This window comes from Falsiroseomonas selenitidurans, from assembly GCF_012103215.1.
Classification (GTDB): domain Bacteria; phylum Pseudomonadota; class Alphaproteobacteria; order Acetobacterales; family Acetobacteraceae; genus Falsiroseomonas; species Falsiroseomonas selenitidurans.
This window is the reverse complement of sequence record NZ_JAAVNE010000008.1, coordinates 42,442-59,865: the sequence shown is the minus strand read 5'-3', so window position 1 is coordinate 59,865 and position 17,424 is coordinate 42,442. Positions and strand designations below refer to the sequence as shown.

At 71.4% G+C, this 17,424-nt stretch carries 18 protein-coding genes and 1 tRNA gene; 10 read left to right on the top strand and 9 right to left on the bottom strand.

Annotated elements, in window-relative coordinates:
• Positions 1-132 precede the first annotated feature (132 nt).
• A complete protein-coding gene (locus tag HEQ75_RS07090) occupies positions 133-987 on the bottom strand; it encodes a CoA-binding protein (RefSeq protein ID WP_168028683.1) in 855 nt (284 codons plus the stop codon).
• Positions 988-1,038: 51 nt separating this feature from the next.
• On the opposite strand from HEQ75_RS07090, the gene HEQ75_RS07085 reads away from it, so the two are divergent.
• Genes HEQ75_RS07085 through HEQ75_RS07075 form a run of 3 tightly spaced genes read left to right on the top strand, consistent with a single transcriptional unit; the run spans position 1,039 to position 3,507 of the window.
• On the top strand, positions 1,039-2,175 hold the full coding sequence (locus HEQ75_RS07085) for an ATP-grasp domain-containing protein (protein ID WP_168028681.1): 1,137 nt from the start codon (positions 1,039-1,041) through the stop codon (positions 2,173-2,175).
• Positions 2,172-2,876 carry a dioxygenase family protein gene (locus tag HEQ75_RS07080; RefSeq protein WP_168028679.1) on the top strand — a complete coding sequence of 235 codons (705 nt, stop codon included), beginning with the start codon at positions 2,172-2,174 and terminating at the stop codon, positions 2,874-2,876. The genes HEQ75_RS07085 and HEQ75_RS07080 overlap by 4 nt, the downstream gene beginning before the upstream one ends.
• A 10-nt stretch (positions 2,877-2,886) precedes the next feature.
• Complete coding sequence (locus HEQ75_RS07075; RefSeq protein ID WP_168028677.1) at positions 2,887-3,507, top strand: dioxygenase family protein; 621 nt, start codon at positions 2,887-2,889, stop codon at positions 3,505-3,507.
• Between the two features lie 59 nt (positions 3,508-3,566).
• Here HEQ75_RS07075 and HEQ75_RS07070 read toward each other — a convergent pair whose 3' ends face one another.
• Positions 3,567-4,037, bottom strand: a complete 471-nt coding sequence (locus HEQ75_RS07070) for a DUF3237 domain-containing protein (protein ID WP_209318392.1) — start codon at positions 4,035-4,037, stop codon at positions 3,567-3,569.
• 207 nt (positions 4,038-4,244) lie between these two features.
• Between HEQ75_RS07070 and ggt the strand changes: the two genes are divergently transcribed.
• Both ggt and HEQ75_RS07060 read left to right on the top strand, forming a co-directional pair.
• Entirely contained in the window at positions 4,245-5,879 is a 1,635-nt protein-coding gene (ggt, locus tag HEQ75_RS07065) for a gamma-glutamyltransferase (protein ID WP_235961363.1), read from the top strand.
• Positions 5,880-6,018: 139 nt separating this feature from the next.
• Positions 6,019-6,717: a hypothetical protein gene (locus HEQ75_RS07060; protein WP_168028675.1), complete on the top strand. Its 699-nt coding sequence runs from the start codon at positions 6,019-6,021 to the stop codon at positions 6,715-6,717.
• A 107-nt stretch (positions 6,718-6,824) separates the two neighbouring features.
• Here the strand turns inward: HEQ75_RS07060 and HEQ75_RS07055 are convergent, their stop codons facing one another.
• The 3 genes from HEQ75_RS07055 to HEQ75_RS07045 form a co-directional block, all read right to left on the bottom strand.
• Complete coding sequence (locus HEQ75_RS07055; RefSeq protein WP_168028673.1) at positions 6,825-7,916, bottom strand: amidohydrolase family protein; 1,092 nt, start codon at positions 7,914-7,916, stop codon at positions 6,825-6,827.
• Positions 7,917-8,091: 175 nt separating this feature from the next.
• Positions 8,092-8,183: transfer RNA gene (locus HEQ75_RS07050), tRNA-Ser, on the bottom strand.
• Positions 8,184-8,274: 91 nt separating this feature from the next.
• On the bottom strand, positions 8,275-8,904 hold the full coding sequence (locus HEQ75_RS07045; protein ID WP_168028671.1) for a glutathione S-transferase family protein: 630 nt from the start codon (positions 8,902-8,904) through the stop codon (positions 8,275-8,277).
• 119 nt (positions 8,905-9,023) lie between these two features.
• Between HEQ75_RS07045 and HEQ75_RS07040 the strand changes: the two genes are divergently transcribed.
• The 3 genes from HEQ75_RS07040 to HEQ75_RS07030 all read left to right on the top strand — a co-directional run bounded on the left by HEQ75_RS07040 (position 9,024) and on the right by HEQ75_RS07030 (position 12,606).
• A complete protein-coding gene (locus tag HEQ75_RS07040; protein ID WP_168028669.1) occupies positions 9,024-9,323 on the top strand; it encodes a hypothetical protein in 300 nt (99 codons plus the stop codon).
• Positions 9,324-9,446: 123 nt separating this feature from the next.
• Entirely contained in the window at positions 9,447-10,469 is a 1,023-nt protein-coding gene (locus HEQ75_RS07035; protein ID WP_168028667.1) for an SDR family oxidoreductase, read from the top strand.
• A 142-nt stretch (positions 10,470-10,611) separates the two neighbouring features.
• A complete protein-coding gene (locus tag HEQ75_RS07030) occupies positions 10,612-12,606 on the top strand; it encodes a pentapeptide repeat-containing protein (protein ID WP_168028665.1) in 1,995 nt (664 codons plus the stop codon).
• Between the two features lie 4 nt (positions 12,607-12,610).
• Here HEQ75_RS07030 and HEQ75_RS07025 read toward each other — a convergent pair whose 3' ends face one another.
• Together HEQ75_RS07025 and HEQ75_RS07020 are read right to left on the bottom strand one after the other, a co-directional pair.
• Positions 12,611-13,480 (bottom strand): polysaccharide deacetylase family protein, encoded by an 870-nt coding sequence (locus HEQ75_RS07025; RefSeq protein WP_168028663.1) that lies wholly within the window; start codon positions 13,478-13,480, stop codon positions 12,611-12,613.
• An 11-nt stretch (positions 13,481-13,491) separates the two neighbouring features.
• Positions 13,492-14,397, bottom strand: coding sequence for a polysaccharide deacetylase family protein (locus tag HEQ75_RS07020; protein ID WP_168028661.1), 906 nt, complete (start codon positions 14,395-14,397; stop codon positions 13,492-13,494).
• Between the two features lie 146 nt (positions 14,398-14,543).
• Here HEQ75_RS07020 and HEQ75_RS07015 point away from each other — a divergent pair, with 146 nt between their 5' ends.
• Positions 14,544-15,176 (top strand): TetR/AcrR family transcriptional regulator, encoded by a 633-nt coding sequence (locus HEQ75_RS07015; protein WP_168028659.1) that lies wholly within the window; start codon positions 14,544-14,546, stop codon positions 15,174-15,176.
• Positions 15,173-15,655, top strand: coding sequence for a cupin domain-containing protein (locus HEQ75_RS07010; protein ID WP_168028657.1), 483 nt, complete (start codon positions 15,173-15,175; stop codon positions 15,653-15,655). The genes HEQ75_RS07015 and HEQ75_RS07010 overlap by 4 nt, the downstream gene beginning before the upstream one ends.
• A gap of 104 nt (positions 15,656-15,759) precedes the next feature.
• Here the strand turns inward: HEQ75_RS07010 and HEQ75_RS07005 are convergent, their stop codons facing one another.
• Positions 15,760-16,995, bottom strand: coding sequence for a metal-dependent hydrolase family protein (locus HEQ75_RS07005; protein ID WP_168028655.1), 1,236 nt, complete (start codon positions 16,993-16,995; stop codon positions 15,760-15,762).
• Between the two features lie 127 nt (positions 16,996-17,122).
• On the bottom strand, positions 17,123-17,344 hold the full coding sequence (locus tag HEQ75_RS07000) for a hypothetical protein (RefSeq protein ID WP_168028653.1): 222 nt from the start codon (positions 17,342-17,344) through the stop codon (positions 17,123-17,125).
• Positions 17,345-17,424: the final 80 nt, after the last annotated feature.

The following is a 17,424-nucleotide window of genomic DNA, read 5'->3' as shown; positions in this document are numbered from 1 at the left end:
TTCCTTCCCCAGGCGAGCGGCTTCCGCGCCGCTTCGTCGTGGCGGCAGGATCGCGCCGTGCTGCGGCGCGATGCAAGCCCGCGCGTGGCTGGCGGGGTCCGGACCCCGCGCCGGCGGCGGGCCTTGCTGTCCTCAGAAGCCCCGCAGCGCCGCGACCGCCTGTTCCGGCCGTTCCACCGCCACGGCGCCGGCCGCGTCCAGCGCCGCCAGCTTGGCCCGCGCCGTCTCCCGCTCCGCCCCCGCCAGGGCGCCGGCATGGCCCATCCGCGTGCCGTCCGGCGCGTGGCGGCCCATCACCAGCGCGACCAGCCTCTTGCCGAAGCCGGGCAGCGCATCGGCCAGCGCGTATTCCTTGTCGCCGCCCAGCTCGCCGCAATACAGCACCGCCGCGGTGCCCGGGTCCTCGGCCAGCAGGGCGAGGTATTCCGGCGGGTTGCGCCCGATCACCAAATCGCCGCCCATGTGGATGACGGCGCTCTGGCCGATGCCGGCCTCGGTCAGCAGCCGCGCCAGGGCCAGGGTCAGCGTGCCGCTGCGGCACAGCAGCGCGACGCGGCCGGGGCGGCAGAATTCCGGCGCGATGGAACCCAGCAGGGCGCGGCCCGGCAGGCACAGGCCCAGCGTGTTCGGCCCGACCAGCCAGGCGCCCGCGGCCCGCGCCGCCGCCGCCGCCTTCAGGCTGTCATGCACCGGCACGTATTCGGCCGCCGCGACGATCAGCCCGATGCGCGCGGCGATGGCCCCCCTCACCGCATCCAGCACGCCTTCCGGCGGCGTGTAGAGCACCGCGGCATCGGCGGGCGAATCGAGGTCGGCGAAGTCGTCGAACAGCGGCAGGCCGTCCATCTGCGTGCCGCCGCGGCCCGGCGCGATGCCGGCCACCAGCGCGGTGCCGGCCGCCCGCATGGCGGCGACCTGGGCGCGGGCGTAGCGGCCGGTGGGATTGACGACGACGACACGTTGCGGCGCCCGGTGCAGCGGGTTCATGGTGCTTCGACTTCGTCCTGGACGCGGCAGAAAAAGGAACAGGGGGGCACGATGCGGCTGGCGGAGTGGGACGGCAAGACGGCGCTGCGGCGCCATGGCATCGCCCTGCCGGATGGCGTGCTGCTGCGGGATGCCGCGCCGCCGCCGGGCTGGGCGGATGCGGTGGTGAAGGCGCAGATCCTGGAAGGCGGCCGCGGCAAGCGGGGCCTGGTGCAGCGCGGCGCCGCCGCCATCCCGGCGATCCGCGCGCAGCTGGGCGACGCGGCGGCGCCGCTGCTGCTGGAACGGCCGGTGGCCATCGTGCAGGAGATCTTCCTGGCGCTGCGCGTGGATGGCACCGCCCAGGCGCTGGAAGTGCTGTGCGCCGCGGCAGGCGGGGTGGAGGTGGAGGCCGGCGCGCCGCCGCTGCGCTGGCACATCCTGCCCGAAAGCCCCGCCGCCCTGCCCGACAGCCTGCGCGCCCTGCGCGGCCGCTTCGCCCCGGACCTCGCCGCGCGACTGGCCCGGCTGGTGCTGCGCCTGGCCCGGGTGATGGTGGCGGAGGATCTCGAAAGCCTGGAGATCAACCCCCTCGCCCTGCTGGCCGATGGCGGGCTTGTCGCCTGCGACTGCAAGGCGGTGCGGGACGACGCGGCCGGCTTCCGCCACGACCCCGCGGCCACGGCGCTGTCCGCGGCGCTGGAGGAAGCGGGGATGACGCCGCTGGAACGCCGGGCGCGGGCGGAAGGCTACCAGATGGTGGAGATCCCGGGCGGCCGCGTCGCCATGGTCACCGCCGGCGCCGGGCTCGGCATGATGATGCTGGACCTGCTGGGCGATGCCGGCTGCCCCGCCGCCTGCTTCATGGACAATGCCCTGGGCGGCCCGGCGGAAACCGCGCCGCAGCGCTTCGCCCTGGCCTTCGAGATGGCGGAGCGGCCGGGGATCGAGGCGGTGCTGTTCTACACCACCCTCGCCTCCCGCCCCCTGAGGGGCCGGGTGGAAGCGCTGGCGGCGCAACTGCGCGCAAAGCCCTGCCCGAAGCCGCTGTTCGTCGGCCTGGCGGCGGGCCATGCGGCGCTGGCCGGCTATTCCATGGCGCAGGCCGCCGCCGACCTCGCCGCGGTGGGCGTGACGGCGCTGGAAGCCGATCCGCATGCGCTGGTCGGCCAATTGGCGGCCGCCATCGGCCCGCGGAGGACGGCATGATGATCCCCGACCGCTTCGACCCGGTGGACCCGGCCACCCAGCCGGTGGTGCCGATCCCGGGCTACCCCAACACCGTCACCCGAAACCCGTCCCGCCCGCCCTTCCGCCGCGTGCTGACCCGGACGGAGCTGACAGGTCCGCTGGACCTGTCCGGCAAGCTGCGGCCGGGGGATGACAACCTCGCGGTGCTGGCGCCGGGGCGGATGGCGCAGGGGCAGCTCATCCATGTCGGCGGCCGGGTGCTGGACGAGGATGGGCGGCCGGTGGCGGGCGCGATCGTGGAGCTGTGGCAGGCCAATGCCGGCGGCCGCTACTTCCACCCGATCGACACCCGCGACGCACCGCTCGACCCCGATTTCATCGGCAATGGCCGCACCCGGAGTGACTCGGCGGGGCGGTTCGCCTTCTTCACCATCAAGCCCGGCGCCTATCCCGTGCCGAACAGCGGGCGCTGGTGGCGGCCGCCGCACATCCATATCTCCGTGCTCGGGCCGGGATCGCTGATGCGGCTGGTGACGCAGATGTATTTCCCGGGCGACCCGCTGAACGCGATCGACCGCATCCTGAATTCGGTGCCCGATGCCGCCGCCCGCGCCCGCTGCATCGCCGGCTTCGTGTCACCAGAGGCGGTGGAGGGCGACTGGCAGGGCTTCACCCACGACTTGGTGCTGCGTGGCCGCCACGCCACCCCGCCGCTGTGACGGTGGCGCCATGACGCCCCGCCCGAACGCCCCGCTGCTGCCCACCGCCTGGGCGACCATCGGCCCCTTCTTCCCGCAGACCTTCTTCCGGGACGGCGACAACGACCTGACGCGCCTGACGCCGGACGCGCCGCCGACGGCGCAGGGCGCGCCGATGTGGCTCACCGGCCGGGTGCTGCAGGAAGGCGGCGGGCCCTGCGTGAATGCGGTGCTGGAGGCCTGGCAGGCCGATGCCGCCGGCCGCTTCCGCCATCCGCGCGACCCGGATTGGCGGCTGGCCGACCCCGGCTTCCATTTCTGGGGTCGGGCCTGGACCGATGCGGAGGGCCGCTTCGCCTTCCGCACCGTGATCCCCGGTGGCTATCGCGACGCCGCCGGGCCGCGCGCGCCGCACATCAACCTCGCGATCATCGGCAGCGGCATCATGGGGCGGCTCGCGACCACGGTGTTCCTGCCCGGCTTCGCCGAGGCCCATGCCGTCGATCCGGTGCTCGCCGCCCTGCCCGCCGCGCTGCGCCCGCTGCTGGTCGCCGCCGAGGACGGCGCCGGCCCGGATGGCGCGCCGCGCTTCGCCCTGGACCTGCTGCTGCGCGGCGATCCGGCGCGGGAGACGCCCTTCTTCGAGGATTGAGAGACCGTCTGAGCGCCGCCGAACCGACCCGCTGCTGGTCTCGAACGGTCTCTGACCGCCTACAGCACCGCGTAGACGTCGTAGACCGGCCCCTTCGGGAAGCGATGGCCGACGGCGACCGCCAGCACCCGGTTCAGCCATTCATGCGGGCCGGGGCCGGTTTCGAAGCGCATGGCGACGCGCATGTAGTAGCTGCCCGGCTCCACCTCCTCCCCCGCCGCGATGCGGGCGGCGATCTCGGGCGGGGCGTGGCGGATGCCCTGGTAGGTCAGGCCGATCACCTGCCCATCCGCCGCCTGCAGCACCAGCCGCACATCCAGCCGCGTGCCGCCATCGGAGGCCGTCAGCAGCCAGTCCGCGCCGCCCGGCAGCACCTTGCCGGCCAGGCCCGGGCCGAGGAAGCGCCCGCCGGTGATGACCCCGATGCGGCGGTCGCCGATGGGCCCGGCGCCGATCACCTGTGGCGCCGCCACATCCAGCTCCAGCCGGAACAGGTAGTCCGAATTCAGCGCCATCCGCTCCATGGTCATGCCGCCTGCCGCCCCGCCTGGAAAGTTGCCCGAGGGTTGTAGACCATCGGGCCGGGGCGCGGAATCGGCGCCGCCGATTTGTTTACTCTTATCAATACCTTCTGATGCCGCCATCCGGCCGCCACCCTGGCAGGCGGGCAGCAGGCTGGGCTTGAGGCGCGGCGCCGGCGGCGCCACTCTCGCGTCCGCCCTGACCGGAGGACCCGCATGCCCCAGCCCCAGCGCCGCCTCCCCGAACCCCGCGCCATGATCGTCGCGCCGCAGCCGGAAGCGGCGGAGGCCGGCGCCGCCATCCTGCGCGCCGGCGGCAATGCGCTGGATGCGGCCATCGCCTGCGCCCTGGCGCAGGGCGTGGTGGATCCGATGATGTGCGGCCTGGGCGGGCTCGGCGTGCTGCACCTGCATGACCCGGCCAGCGGCACCGATTTGGTGCTGGACGGGCTCTCGGTCTCCCCCGCCGCCTGCACGGAATCGATGTGGGCCGACCGCTTCGAGCGGGAATGCCCGGACGGCTTCGGCTACGTCATCGGCGGCCACGCCAATGAACTGGGCCACCGGGCGGTGACGGTGCCTGGCATCCTGCGCACCCTGGGGCTGGCGCATGCCCGCTTCGGCCGCACCCCCTGGGCCGCGCTGTTCGGCCCGGCGATCGGGCTGGCGGAGGAAGGCTGGCTGGTCCGCCCGCATGTCGCGACCATGTTCCACATGGATGAGCGCGCCTATGGCCGGCTCAGCTATCGCGACAAGCTGGCCTTCACCCCGGATGGCCGCCGCCTGTACCTGGCCGCCGATGGCACGCCGAAGCGGCTGGGCGCCACGGTGCGCAACCCCGACCTCGCCGCCACCCTGGCGCTGGTGGCGCGGGAGGGGGCGGAGACGCTCTACACCGGCGAACTCGCCCGGCGGATCGTGGCGGACATGGAAGCGGCCGGCGGGCTGCTCAGCGCGGCGGATCTCGCCGCCTATGCGCCGGAGCCGCGGGCGCCGCTGCGCGTTGCCTATCGCGGCTTCACCGTGGCGACGCCGCCGCCCCCGGCCGGCGGCATCCTGGTGGCCGAGATCCTGCGCATCCTGGAACGCTTCGACCTGGTGGCGCTTGGCCACAACACGCCGGCCACCATCGCGGTGGTGGCGGAGGCGATGAAGATCGCCGGGCGCGACAAGGACCGCCATATCGGCGATCCGCGCTTCGCCCCCGCGCCGCTCGACCACCTGCTCTCCGATGCCTATGCCGATGCCTGCGCCGCCGCGATCCGCGCCGGCGAACGCACCGCGCTGCCGCGCGGGGGCGGCGATGCGAAGGACACCACCACCGTCTCCTGCGTCGATGCCCAGGGCATGGTGGTGTCGCTGACCCACACGCTCGGCCTGCCCTCCGGCGTCATCCCGCCCGGCACCGGCATGATGCTGAATGGCGGCATGAACGCCTTCGACCCGCGGCCCGGGCGGGCGGGCTCCATCGCCCCCGGCAAGCGGCGCTTCTCCACCATGGCGCCGAGCATCCTGTTCGAGGGCGCGCAGCCGGTGGCGACGCTGGGCGCGCCCGGCGGCGCCTGGATCGCGGTCGCCATCGCCCAGGTCATCCTCAACATGCTGGACTGGGGGATGGCGATGCAGGAGGCGATTTCGGCGCCGCGCTTCTCCGCCACCTCGGACGCGATCGACATCTCCAACCGCATCGGCCGGGCGGAGCAGAGGGCGCTGGAGGCAATGGGCTACCGGGTGCGCCGCTCGCCGCTCAGCTACGCCTTCGCCGGCGTGCATGGCATCAGCCTGTGGGACGGGACCCTCCGCGGCGGGGCCGACCCGCAGCGCGACGGGCTGGCCATCGGCGTGCCGTGAAGCCCGGCGCCGCGCTGGCCGCGCGGGCCGGCAACGGCACCGGGCCGGCGCGCGTGACCGAGGGCGGGGCCGGTCGGCGCAGCAAGCGATCCGCGTCGCGCGGATGCCTCGCCGGCACAGAATCGGGAAAGGACGGCGCATGCAGCGGGCTATCGTCTACATCGTGGAGCTTGGCTTGCCGGCAGAGGCGCTGGCAGGCTTCACGCGCTGGTATGCCGGGGCGCATGCGCCGCACCTGTTCCAGGGCGGCTTCACCAGCTGCGCCTCCTACCTCGCAGTCTCGGGCGGGCTGTCGGTCGTGGACATCTACCAGGCGCCGGGCTGGTCGGTGTTCGAGAGTCCGGCCTTCGCCCGCTACCGCCGCCTGGCCGCGGCCGATGCGCATCGGCCGCCGGTGCTGGCCGAGGTGGCCAATCCACGCACCGTCTACCACCACCACCACCATCCGGCCGGCCCCGCCCCGGACGCCGAAACCGACGCCGCCGCGCCGCTGGATGCGGACTGGGTGCTGCTGTGGCGCCTGCCGGCGGCGGCGGAGGCTGCGGCGGCGGCCTGGCTCTCGGCAGGCGGCGCAGAAGCCCTGCGGGGTCTGGGCGCCCAGGGCATCCGCCTGCTGCATCGCGGGCGCGACACGCCGACCGGCACCACGGACCGCCCCCCGCTGGCGCTGCTGACCGAATGGGCCACCCGCCCGCCGGAGGATGCCGCCCTGGCCACCCTGCCCGAGGCACTGCGCACGCCGGCGGCGGCCGATGGCTTTTGCGGGTTGCGGCTCTACCCCTGGCCCAATGCGCCGGAAGCCCTGGCGGAACGGGCGCGGCTGGTGCCGGGAGGCTAGGGCATTTTCAAGCCTTGCGGCTTCGCAAGCCGACTCGGAAAATGCGTCGAAACAATAAGCTGGAGCCGTTTCACCGTCTTCGCTTGCGGTGAGAATGCTCGAGGGGCTCAGGCGCCCGCAGCCAGCGCCCGCAACCCGTCGCAGCCGGGCGCTTCGTCCAGCCTGTAGATCCGCGTCGCGGTGCCGGCGAACAGCGCCGCGCGCTCCGCCGCCCCGGCGCCCTCGGCCAGGCGCTTGAAGGCGTTCCACAGCACGCCGTAGCCGACCATGCCCTTGTCCACCGGGAAGTTGCTCTCGAACATGCAGCGCCCGGCGCCGAAGGCCTCGATCAGCGTGTGCACCACCGGGCGCCATTCCGCCGCCAATTCCTCCGACCCTGGCGGCCGGTCGCGCCGGTGGTGGTCGGACCCGCCGATCTCCATCGCCAGGCCGCCCAGCTTCATCACCGTATTGGGCAACTCGGCGAGTGCCAGCACCTCCGCCCGCCAGGCGGCGAAGCCCTCCGCGCGGCGCCCGGCGAAGGGGCCGACGCCGAGCGGCCCGCCGCAATGGTTCACCACCACCGTCAGGCCAGGGATCGCCCGCGCCAGGGCCGCGACCAGCGGCAATTGCGTCTGGTAGGCCCAGACATCCAGCACCAGCCCGAGCGGGGCCAGGCACCGCGCGCCCTCCACGAAGCGCGGATCCTCCAGCGGCCCCGGCGGCGGGCCGAGCAGGTTGGACCGCACCGCTGGCGCGGGATGCCAGGCGGTGCGGTTGCGGATGCCACGGAAGCGGTCCCGCGCCGTGGCCAGATGCGCCTCCAGCAGCGGGGTCACGCGGTCGCCCAGCGTCAGGTCGACGAAGCCGATGATGCCGGCGCAGGCGCGCAGCCGGCCATAGGTGCCGCTGGCGCTGGCGGCGGCGATGCCGTTGACGAACTCCGTCTCACCCAGCGAACGCGCCTCCGTCGGCCCATCCTGGCGGTACATCGCGCCGCACTGGATGAAGACGGTGGCGCGGATGTCATGGCCGCAGGCCGTGTCCTCCAGCAGGTCCGCCAGCAGGTAGCGCTCCGCCTCCCGGTCCCAGAGGTGATGGTGCGGATCGACGATCGGCAGGCCCGGGTCCAGCGCCGCCTCCTGAACCTGCGCAAGCCAGGAGGGGCGGACCGCGATCTGGCGCGAGGGGGTGAAAAGGGCGGTGTCGGAGGGGGTCATGCGCGGCAGACTGCCCGGCGCCCCAGCCAGGGCGCAAGCCCGGGGGGCGGCGGGCCCGGGGCGCCGGCTGGCGCCATGGGCTGGTTCCCGGCCGAACGCAGGCGATCCACGCCCGTCTGCGCCAGGCGCTGGCTGCGGACCGTGGCGCAGCCTACCGTGACGATTCCGCAGGGACTGGAGGAGGGGAAGGGATTCGAACCCTCGATAGGGTTTTACCCCTATAACGGTTTAGCAAACCGTCGCCTTCAGCCACTCGGCCACCCCTCCTCAGGGTGTGAAGTTGCACGACGTATGCAGCCCTCTCCTTAGCCGGCCGGGCGGCAGGGGGCAAGCGCGCCGGCCGGCCGGATTGCGCGGCTCAGGACAGCGCCACCTCCATGCCGCGCTGCACCGCCGGGCGGGCCATCATCCGCTCGTACCAGGCGGCCACGTTCGGCAGGTCGTCGAAGGGCACCTGGTGGCGTTCATGCCGCCAGGCCCAGCCGAGGATGGCGAAATCCGCGATGCTGGGCTCGCCATCCGTCGCCACGAAGTCCCGCCCGGCCAGGCGGCGGTCCAGCACGCCGTACAGGCGCTTGGTCTCGGTGTGGTAGCGGTTGAAGCCGTAATCCCGTGCCGGACCCTCCGGCTGCATCAGGAAGTGGTGCACCTGGCCGGGCATGGGGCCGAAGCCGCCCATCTGCCACATCAGCCATTCCATCACCGCCACCCGCCCGCGCGCATCCGCGGGCAGGAACTTCCCCGTCTTCTCCGCCAGGTACAGCAGGATGGCGCCCGATTCGAAGACGCTGATCGGCTGGCCGTCCGGGCCTTCCGGATCGTGGATGGCGGGGATGCGGTTGTTCGGCGACATCTTCAGGAAGGCGGGCTCGAACTGCTCGCCCTTGGAGATGTTCACCGCATGCACGGTGTAGGGCAGCCCCATCTCCTCCAGCGCCACGGAGATCTTGCGGCCGTTCGGGGTGTTCCAGGTGTAGAGGTCGATCATGGCGATACGTCTCCTTGCCGGAAGGTTTGATCCCATGAAGCGGGATTCCGGGGAAGAGCCGGCCTGGTGACACACGCCGCACTTGACCCAAAGCCGGCGGGTTTGCTGATCTGAGGCCCGTGCAGCACCTCGCCCCTGTCGCCACCCCTTCATCGGGCGGCCGAGACGACGACACGCTCTGGGCGGTGATCGCCACCGCCGGGCGCCTGTCGCGCGTCGCCAATGTCTACCGCAACCGCATGGCGGCGCTGGAGGACCGGGCGTGGCGGGCCCAGCAGGTCTCCGCCTATGAGGATTTCCTGCGGCGGTCGAAGCAGCCCGTGCCGCACTACTCGGTGGCGCCGATTCGCCGGGCCGACCTGCCCAAGGCCTGGAGCCCCCTGCCCGCGCTGGGCTTCCTGCGCGGCCAGTTCATCTGACCAGGTCCATCGAGAACCAGGACAGGGCGTGACCCGGGCGGTTCCAGGCTCACGAGGCGTTCAGGACGGGCAACATCGGCGGCGCTGACCGGTTGAGTCCCCCGCATGACACGGGAGACATCCATGACAAACCGCCTCAAGCCGCTGGCCGAGCAGGTCATCGTCATCACCGGCGCGACCTCCGGCATCGGCCTCACCACCGCCTGCAAGGCCGCCGCGCGCGGCGCCGCCGTGGTGCTGGCGGCGCGGAACGAGGAGGCGCTGGCCGAGATCTGCGCCGGCATCCGCGCCAAGGGCGGGCGCTGCGCGACCGTCGTCGCCGATGTCGGCGTGCGGGGGGATGTGGACCGGATCGCGGAGGTCGCACGGGCCGAATTCGGCGGCTTCGACACCTGGGTGAACAATGCCGGCATCGGCGTCTATGCGACGCTGGAGGAGATGAAGCCGGAGGATCATGAGCGCATCTTCCAGACCAATTACTGGGGCGTGGTGCATGGTTCGCTCGCGGCGCTGAAGCAGTTGAAGTGGCGGGGCGGCGCGCTGATCAACATCGGCTCCATCTCCTCCGACATGCCCTCCCCGCTGCTCGGCGCCTATACCGCGACGAAGCATGCGGTGAAGGGGTTCACCGACAGTCTGCGGATGGAAATGCTGCATGAGGGGGCGCCGGTTTCGATCACGCTGATCCAGCCTTCCGGCATCGACACGCCCTTCGGCGAGCACGCGAAGAACTACATGGACGAGGCGAGCCAGGTGCCGCCGCCGGTCTATGCGCCGGAGGTGGTGGCGAATGCCGTGCTGCATGCGGCGGAACACCCGACCCGCAACCGGATCGTCGGCGGCTGGGGCCGCGGCATGGTGGCCGCCGCCCGCACCGTGCCGAGCCTGACGGACCGGATCTTCACCTACGCCTACTTCAAGACCGCGAAGCAGGCCGGCCGCCCGCCGCGCGACACGCCGGACAATCTGCACAGCGCCGGGCAGGACGGGCACCGCTATGGCGACCAGGGGCACCAGTTCAGCCACAGCCTGTACAACAGGGCGCTGCGCAACCCGGGCACGACGCTGGGCGTGCTGGCGGCGGCGGGCGTGGCGGCGATGGGGATGATGGGGCGGCCGCGGCACCATCGCTTCCATCGTGGCTGAGAGGCCACGGCCGGCGATGGCGGGGGGTTGATCCTCCGCCCGCCGGGACGCGAATGGGCAAAGCCACCGCGTGCCTCCGCCCACGGCATCCATCCGATCCGACATCGTGATAAGATGCGGTCGCGGGACGGGCGGGCTGGGCATGTCGAAGAGCGCGGCGGAAGTGCAGGCCGAATGGTGGGCACGCTGGTGGGCGGCGGATTTCTGCTGGGCAGGGCTGATGAAGCATCCGGTCGGCAAGAATGGCGGTGTGGTGCATGGCGGCCTGCATGGGGAGATGGACCTGCAAGCCTATTGGCGGCGCGACCCGGCGACGGGCGCGGTGCGCGACGATGCCGCGATGCGGGCTGCGGGGGAGTTGGTGGCCGGGCCGGATGGGCGGGTCTGGCACATCGCGCATCTGCCATGGCATTGGCAGGGCGGCGCCCCGGCCAAGGCGGGGTGGAATGAGGCAGCGCGGGGCAAACTGGCGGGGGTGATCGGCCGTCGCATCGCTGCGGCTGCGGAAACGGTGACCGATCATTTCTGCTATGCAGAAGTGCCGGATGGCCGGACGCAACTCTCCGGCGCGGTCCTGACCCAGGGGCTCTTCCATCCGGATGGACCTGATCATGTTGTCCATGCGGTGTGCGACCGCACCCTCCTGCCGCAGGAAGGGGCTGCCGCTTCGAACTGGGGTGCTGGATTTCGTTGCGAATTTGCAAATTTTTCCAAGGGCGCGGATTTTTCGCGCGCAACATTCTCCGGAACCGCCAGCTTCAACAGCGCAACCTTCTCCGGATACGCCCGCTTCGACAGCGCAACCTTCTCAGGAGCCGCCCGCTTCGACAGCGCAACCTTCTCCGGAGACGCCAGCTTCCACAGCGCAACCTTCTCCGGAAGCGCCAGCTTCTACAGCGCAACCTTCTCCGGACACGCCCGCTTCGGCAGCGCAACCTTCTCCGGAGACGCCAGCTTCGACAGCGCAACCTTCTCCGGAAACGCCAGCTTCTACAGCGCAAACTTCTCCGAAGACGCCAGCTTCAACAGCGCAACCTTCTCCGGATACGCCCGCTTCGACAGCGCAACCTTCTCCGGAGACGCCAGCTTCTACAGCGCAACCTTCTCCGGAGACGCCAGCTTCGACAGCGCAACCTTCTCCGGATACGCCAGCTTCTACGGCGCAACCTTCTCCGGAGACGCCAGCTTCGACAGCGGCGAATCGAAACTTCTCATGTCCTTCTTCGCGGCGAAGTTCCACTCAGTGGGCAAGCGCGAAGTCCAGCACGTCGTCACCTTCCGAGGATGGCGTTTCAGCGGGGTGGCCGAATTCGACCGCGCCCGCTTCGCCACCCGCACAGAGTTCGGCGCTTCCGTCTTTGCCCGACTCGCATCCTTTCGCGACATCATCTGGCCAGACAAGCCGGCCAACTGGCACGGCATGTTCAACCAAGCCGTGTTCAAGGACCTCGCCAGTTTCCAGGGTGCCGGCCTCTCCCGCTTCGCCGCCTTCGATGGGGCCATCCTGCAAGGCGGCCTGCAACTCGACAACACGGATGAGCGAAGCGCCAATGCCACCTTCCAGCGTGAGCGCGCCCAGGCATCCGCCCTGCAGAACCCAGAAGAAGCCCTGCGGCAGCTCGAAGGCGGCTGCCGCGTCCTCAAGCAGGCCATGGAAAAATCCGCCAACAAGTCGCGCGAGCAGGTCTTCTACGCCTTCGAACTCATGGCGCGCCGCCACCAGCGCGGCACCCCTTGGTGGGAGCGGCAATTCTCAAGGCTCTATGGCATCGTGGCCGACTACGGCCGCTCCATCGGCCAGCCCCTGTTCTGGCTGGCGCTGCTGATCCCGCTGTTCACCGCCGTCTATGCGGCCCTCGTCTTCGGCTGGCGCGCCGGGACCCTTCCCGGCGTGCCGCCGCTCCAGGTCTGGGTGGAATGCCTCCACCTGTCCATGCAGCGCGTCTTCCCCTTCGGCCCCTGGACGCTGACGCCCACGCAAATGGCAAACAACCCGGTCCAGATGGCGCTGCAAGGCACGCCCGGCTCGCTGTTCGGCTTCGCCATCCGCACCCTCGGCACGCTGCAATCCCTGTTCGCCCTGGCGCTCGCTTTCCTGGCAGGCCTCGCGCTGCGTCGGCGCTTCCAGATGAATTGAGGGTTCAGCGCCCGAACGAGGACACCTCCGCGGCCAGCGCCCCCGCCGTGGCGATATGCACATCGCCCCGGCCGGCGACCCCCTCCAGCGCCTCCGCCAGGTAGCGCACCCGATGCGGCGCCCCGAGCATCCACGGATGAATGCCCAGCCCGAGCACCCGGCCGCCGCGGGGTTCCGCCAGCAGCCGGTCCAGCGCCTCCGCCACCAGCCCCGGCCAGCGCGTCACCGGCACGCGGCGCAGCCACAGGGTCTGCACATCGTCCCATTCCCCGGGCGGCGGCAGCGCCAGAAGGCCGGAGGCGTGGCGATAGGGTTCGTCGTCATTCGCCCAGTCCAGGCTGTAGCCAAAACCGGCCTCCGCCAGCAGCCGAGAGGTGTGCAGCGTGGCGCCGTGGTCCTGGCCAAGCCAGCCGGTGGCGCCGGGCCATAGCTTTGCCAGCCCATCCCGCACCAGGGCGATCTCCGCCGCCTCCTCCGCCTCCGTCATCAGGCTGGTCACCATGCGGCTGGCGGAGATTCCATGCGCCACCGGCTCGAAGCCCCGGTCGCGATACGCGCTGACCAGTTCCGGATGGCGCTGCGCGGCCAGCAGGTTGACGGCGACGCTGGCCGTCAGGCGCAGGCGGTCCAGCAGGTCCAGGATGCGCCAGGCGCCGATGCGGTTGCCGTAGTCACGCTGGGTGTAGGTGGTCCAGTCCGGATTGCCGCTGAAGAAGGCGCCGCGAAAGCGCGGGTCGCGATGCGAGCCCTCCGGCGGCTGGATCTCCGTGTGTTCCAGGTGCAGCAGCAGATAGACGGCGACGCGCCTGCCGCCGGGCCAGCGGAAATCCGGCCGGTCCGGCTGGGCACTGTAGGGGTGGATCGCATGATCCATGCCGCGTTCGATCATCCGCGCATCGCCGCGTCGTGGTGGTTCGCCAGGTACCAATCGGCCATCTCGGCGCCGGTCGTGAACCACACCCCCTCATGCCGCCGGATATGCCCGAGCAGCGCGTCCAGGAAGCGGATTCGGTGCGGGCGGCCCATGATGTAGGGGTGCAGCGCGATGCACATGACCCGCGGCTGCGTCGCACCCTCCGCATACAGCGTCTCGAACATGTCGAGTCCGGCGCGCAGGAAATCGGCCCCCTCCGCCGCGCCGGCGCCGATCATCACCGCGTCGTTCAGGTCCATCGTATAGGGGATGGAGACCAGCCGGCCACCTCGTACACAAATCGGCGTCGGCTGGTCGTCATGGTAGAAGTCACAGAGGTAGGAGATGCCGGCCTCCGCCACCAGGTCCGGCGTGACCAGCGTGTTGGACGCAGCCGGGGAGAACCAGCCGCGCAGCTGCCTGCCGGTCAGCCGCTTCCAGGCGGCGACGCTGGCCTCGATCTCGGCGCGCTCCGCATCCTCGGGCAGGTTCCAGTGGTAGCGGGTGTTGTACAGCCCGTGGCTGAACACGTCCCAGTCGCGGGTCAGCATCCCGTCCAGGATTTCGGGAAACATGTCGCCGACGCTCATGGAGAAGGAGACGCTGCCGCGGATGCCATGCGCGTCCAGGCATTCCATCATCCGCCAGACGCCGGCGCGGTTGCCGTAGTCCTTGAGGGAATAGGACAGGACGTCGGGATGCGGCGTGCGCGGCCAGGGGTCGCGCGGGCTGCCCTGCTGGGCCGGCAAAAATTCGTAATGCTCGATATTCGGACAGACCCAGACCGCCAGCCGCGCGCCCCCCGGCCAGGTGAGCCTGGGCCGGAAGGGCAGCGGCGCGTGCGGGTAGCGGTCCTCCGGCGGGATCACGCGGGTCATGCCGATCGGCCGCCAGGATGGACGCGGTGCGCAGCGTGCATGGAATCGAAATCCCCTGGCGGCAGGGCCCCAGGCTAGGCCGCGCCGCGCCGCGCGCCAACCGAAGGCGCTTGACCCTCCCCATATTTGATGTCACTTTTAATGTCATGAATACACTGACAGTGCGCCGCTATGACAGCCCCCTCCGCCAGGCCCAGGCCAGCGACACGCGCGCGCGCATCCTGCAGGCGGTCGAGCATCTGCTGCAGGCCATGCCGGAGGCCCCGCTGTCCTTCGATGCCGTCGCCGCCCAGGCGGGGGTGGAGCGGCGCACGGTGTTCCGCCATTTCCCCAACAAGGCGGCGCTGCTGGCCGCCTTCTGGGAAGGGATGAACCAGCGCGTGGCACTCCGCACCTGGCCGCAGAACGAGGCGGATCTGCGCACCTTGCCGGCCGAGACCTTCGCCGGCTTCGACCGGCATGAGGGGGTGATCCGCGCCGCCCTCGCCTCCGGCGCCGGCCGCGAGATGCGCCTGGCGGCGAATGAGGAGCGCCGTCGCGCCTTCCGCACCAGCCTGGCCGAGGTGGCGCAAGGCGTGCCGCCGGAACGCGCGGAACAGGCGGCCGCGGTCATCCAGCTGCTCTACAGCGCCGGCGCCTGGCAGAGCCTCAAGGATTACTGGCAGCTCGATGGCCGCCAGGCCGGGGAGGCCGTTTCCTGGGCCATCGGCGCCCTGATCGACACCCTGCGGCGGGATGCCGCAACCCGTGACCTCCCGCACAAGGACCAGGACCCATGACGGAATCGCCGGACGCCCTCTCGCTGACCACGGCGGAGGACCAGGAGACGCTCTGGGTCCTCGCCGATCGGGTTCGCTTCCTGGGCAGCCTGCCCGGGACGGCGGTGGTGGTGGCGGAGGTGGTGGTGCCGCCCGGCGCCGGCACGCCGCTGCACAGCCATGCCTCGCCGGAGCTGTTCCGCGTGCTCTCCGGCGCCTTCGACTTCCTGGGCCTGGAGGATGGCCGCCCGACCGCCCGCCGGGCCGGGCCGGGGGATGTGCTGCGCGTACCGCCGCATGTCCCGCATGGCTACCGCAATGCGGGGCAGACGCCGGCGACGCTGCTGGCCGTGCTGGACCAGGCCATGGCCGCCTTCTTCCGCGACCTCGGCGCGCCGCCCCCCATGCAGGGCCCGCCGGGGCCGGATGACATGGCGCGGATCGGCGCCGCCTGCGCCCGCCACGGCATCGCCTTCGTGCCGATGGCCGAGGCGGCCTAACGCATTTTCAAGCCTTGCGGCTGCGCAAGGCGACTCGGAAAATGCGTCGAAACAACAAGCTGGTGCCGTTTCACCGCCTTCGCTCGCGGTGAAACGGCTCCAGGTCAGGCCGCCAGCTGGTCCTTGATGAAGCGCCCGCCCTGCATGATGGCGGACAGGTGCTTGCCCTGACCCGTGAGGAGGGAAAGGTCCTTCAGCGGATCGCCCTCCACCACCACCAGGTCGCCATGGGCGCCCGGCTCCACGATGCCGATCTGGCCTTCCATGCGCAGCAGCTTGGCGGCGTGGACCGTGGTGGAGCGGATCACCTCCATCGCCGGCAGCACGCGGCCGCGGATGACGAATTCGTCGGACTGGTGGCGGTGCATCTCGGCCAGCAGGTCGCTGCCATAGGCCATGGTGAGGCCGGCGCGCTGCATCTTCTCGAGGCTGGCGAGGCCCGCCAGGCGTACCGTGTCGATCTTCGCCACGCTCTCGGCGCCGAGGCCGTAGCGCGCGCCCTCGTTCTTCAGCGCCTCATAGGTCACCAGAGTCGGGCAGGCGATGGCGCCGGCCTTGGCGGCCTTGCGGGCGGTGGCTTCCTCGATGAGGTTGCAATGCTCCAGGCTGCGCACGCCCGCATCGACGGCGCGGCTGATCGCCTCATCGGTGTAGAGGTGGGCGGCGACATAGGTCTGCGCCATCTGCGCCTCCTCCACCGCCGCGCGCATCTCGTCCATGGAATAGCCGAGGAAGGCGATCGGGTCGGTGGGGGATGCGACGCCGCCATTGGCCATGATCTTGATGTAGTCGGCGCCGGCCTTGATTTCCTCCCGGCAGGCGCGGCGCACCGCATCCACGCCATCGGCGATCCGGCCGAGGCAGCCGAGGCGGGATTCGAGGTAGCGCATGTCCCGGCCATCGTAGCGCCCGCGGCCATCCGAATGGCCGCCGGTGGAGGAAATCGCCTTGCCGCAGAGCACCAAGCGCGGCCCGTCGAAGCCGCCCTCCTCCCAGGCCACGCGCAGCCCCTGCGTGGCACCGCCCAGGTCGCGGATGGTGGTGAAGCCGCGCAGCAGCATGCCGTTCATGATGCGGGCGGCGCGGAAGGCGATCACCGCATCCGGCAGCAGCGCATTCAGGCCGAAATTCACCGTGGTGGAGATGACATGCACATGCGCGTCGATCAGTCCCGGCATCAGCGTGCGGCCGGCGAGGTCCACCTGGCGCGCGCCGGGGGCGGCGATGGGCTTGTCCGAGACCTCCTTGATCCGGCCCTCCTCGACCAGGACGTGCCCCTCGATCCCGCCATCGATTCGGCCATCGAGGATGCGGGCATTGGCGAAGAGGGTGGCGGTCATTGGCGTCTCCGGGCGTTATGGCCCGCAGGCTAACCCGGCTGCCGCTGGCGGCAAGGGAGGGGGCGGGCAGAAGGCCGATCGGCAGCCCCGCCGCCGCCTCCCGGCGCGTGGCGGGAGACGGCGGCGATCACATCGCCGGCCGGCGGCGCTGAAACCCGCCGCCGAAGCCACGCAGCCACCCGGCGGCGGGCGGCGGTGCCAGCGGCTGGCGCGGCAGGCCGCAGCGCGCCTGCTCCACGCCCGCCGGGTTGGCCTGGCGCCAGTCGCGCAGCACGGCGGCGAGGCCGGCAAGCCAGAGCGGCGGCAGGACCAGCCACAGCCAGTCCAGAATCTCGAAGGTGTCTTCCATGGCTTCCTGGGCGACCGACGCCGCCCTGTTGTTGCGCCACGGATATTGCACTGCAGCATGGCGCTTGCAGATGCAAAATA

Coding starts and splice junctions, on each gene's coding strand:
- HEQ75_RS07090 (WP_168028683.1), bottom strand. CDS start 987: ATGAACCCGCTGCACCGGGCGCCGCAACGTGTCGTCGTCGTCAATCCC.
- HEQ75_RS07085 (WP_168028681.1), top strand. CDS start 1,039: ATGCGGCTGGCGGAGTGGGACGGCAAGACGGCGCTGCGGCGCCATGGC.
- HEQ75_RS07080 (WP_168028679.1), top strand. CDS start 2,172: ATGATGATCCCCGACCGCTTCGACCCGGTGGACCCGGCCACCCAGCCG.
- HEQ75_RS07075 (WP_168028677.1), top strand. CDS start 2,887: ATGACGCCCCGCCCGAACGCCCCGCTGCTGCCCACCGCCTGGGCGACC.
- HEQ75_RS07070 (WP_209318392.1), bottom strand. CDS start 4,037: ATGACCATGGAGCGGATGGCGCTGAATTCGGACTACCTGTTCCGGCTG.
- ggt (WP_235961363.1), top strand. CDS start 4,245: ATGCCCCAGCCCCAGCGCCGCCTCCCCGAACCCCGCGCCATGATCGTC.
- HEQ75_RS07060 (WP_168028675.1), top strand. CDS start 6,019: ATGCAGCGGGCTATCGTCTACATCGTGGAGCTTGGCTTGCCGGCAGAG.
- HEQ75_RS07055 (WP_168028673.1), bottom strand. CDS start 7,916: ATGACCCCCTCCGACACCGCCCTTTTCACCCCCTCGCGCCAGATCGCG.
- HEQ75_RS07045 (WP_168028671.1), bottom strand. CDS start 8,904: ATGATCGACCTCTACACCTGGAACACCCCGAACGGCCGCAAGATCTCC.
- HEQ75_RS07035 (WP_168028667.1), top strand. CDS start 9,447: ATGACAAACCGCCTCAAGCCGCTGGCCGAGCAGGTCATCGTCATCACC.
- HEQ75_RS07030 (WP_168028665.1), top strand. CDS start 10,612: ATGTCGAAGAGCGCGGCGGAAGTGCAGGCCGAATGGTGGGCACGCTGG.
- HEQ75_RS07025 (WP_168028663.1), bottom strand. CDS start 13,480: ATGGATCATGCGATCCACCCCTACAGTGCCCAGCCGGACCGGCCGGAT.
- HEQ75_RS07020 (WP_168028661.1), bottom strand. CDS start 14,397: ATGACCCGCGTGATCCCGCCGGAGGACCGCTACCCGCACGCGCCGCTG.
- HEQ75_RS07015 (WP_168028659.1), top strand. CDS start 14,544: ATGAATACACTGACAGTGCGCCGCTATGACAGCCCCCTCCGCCAGGCC.
- HEQ75_RS07010 (WP_168028657.1), top strand. CDS start 15,173: ATGACGGAATCGCCGGACGCCCTCTCGCTGACCACGGCGGAGGACCAG.
- HEQ75_RS07005 (WP_168028655.1), bottom strand. CDS start 16,995: ATGACCGCCACCCTCTTCGCCAATGCCCGCATCCTCGATGGCCGAATC.
- HEQ75_RS07000 (WP_168028653.1), bottom strand. CDS start 17,344: ATGGAAGACACCTTCGAGATTCTGGACTGGCTGTGGCTGGTCCTGCCG.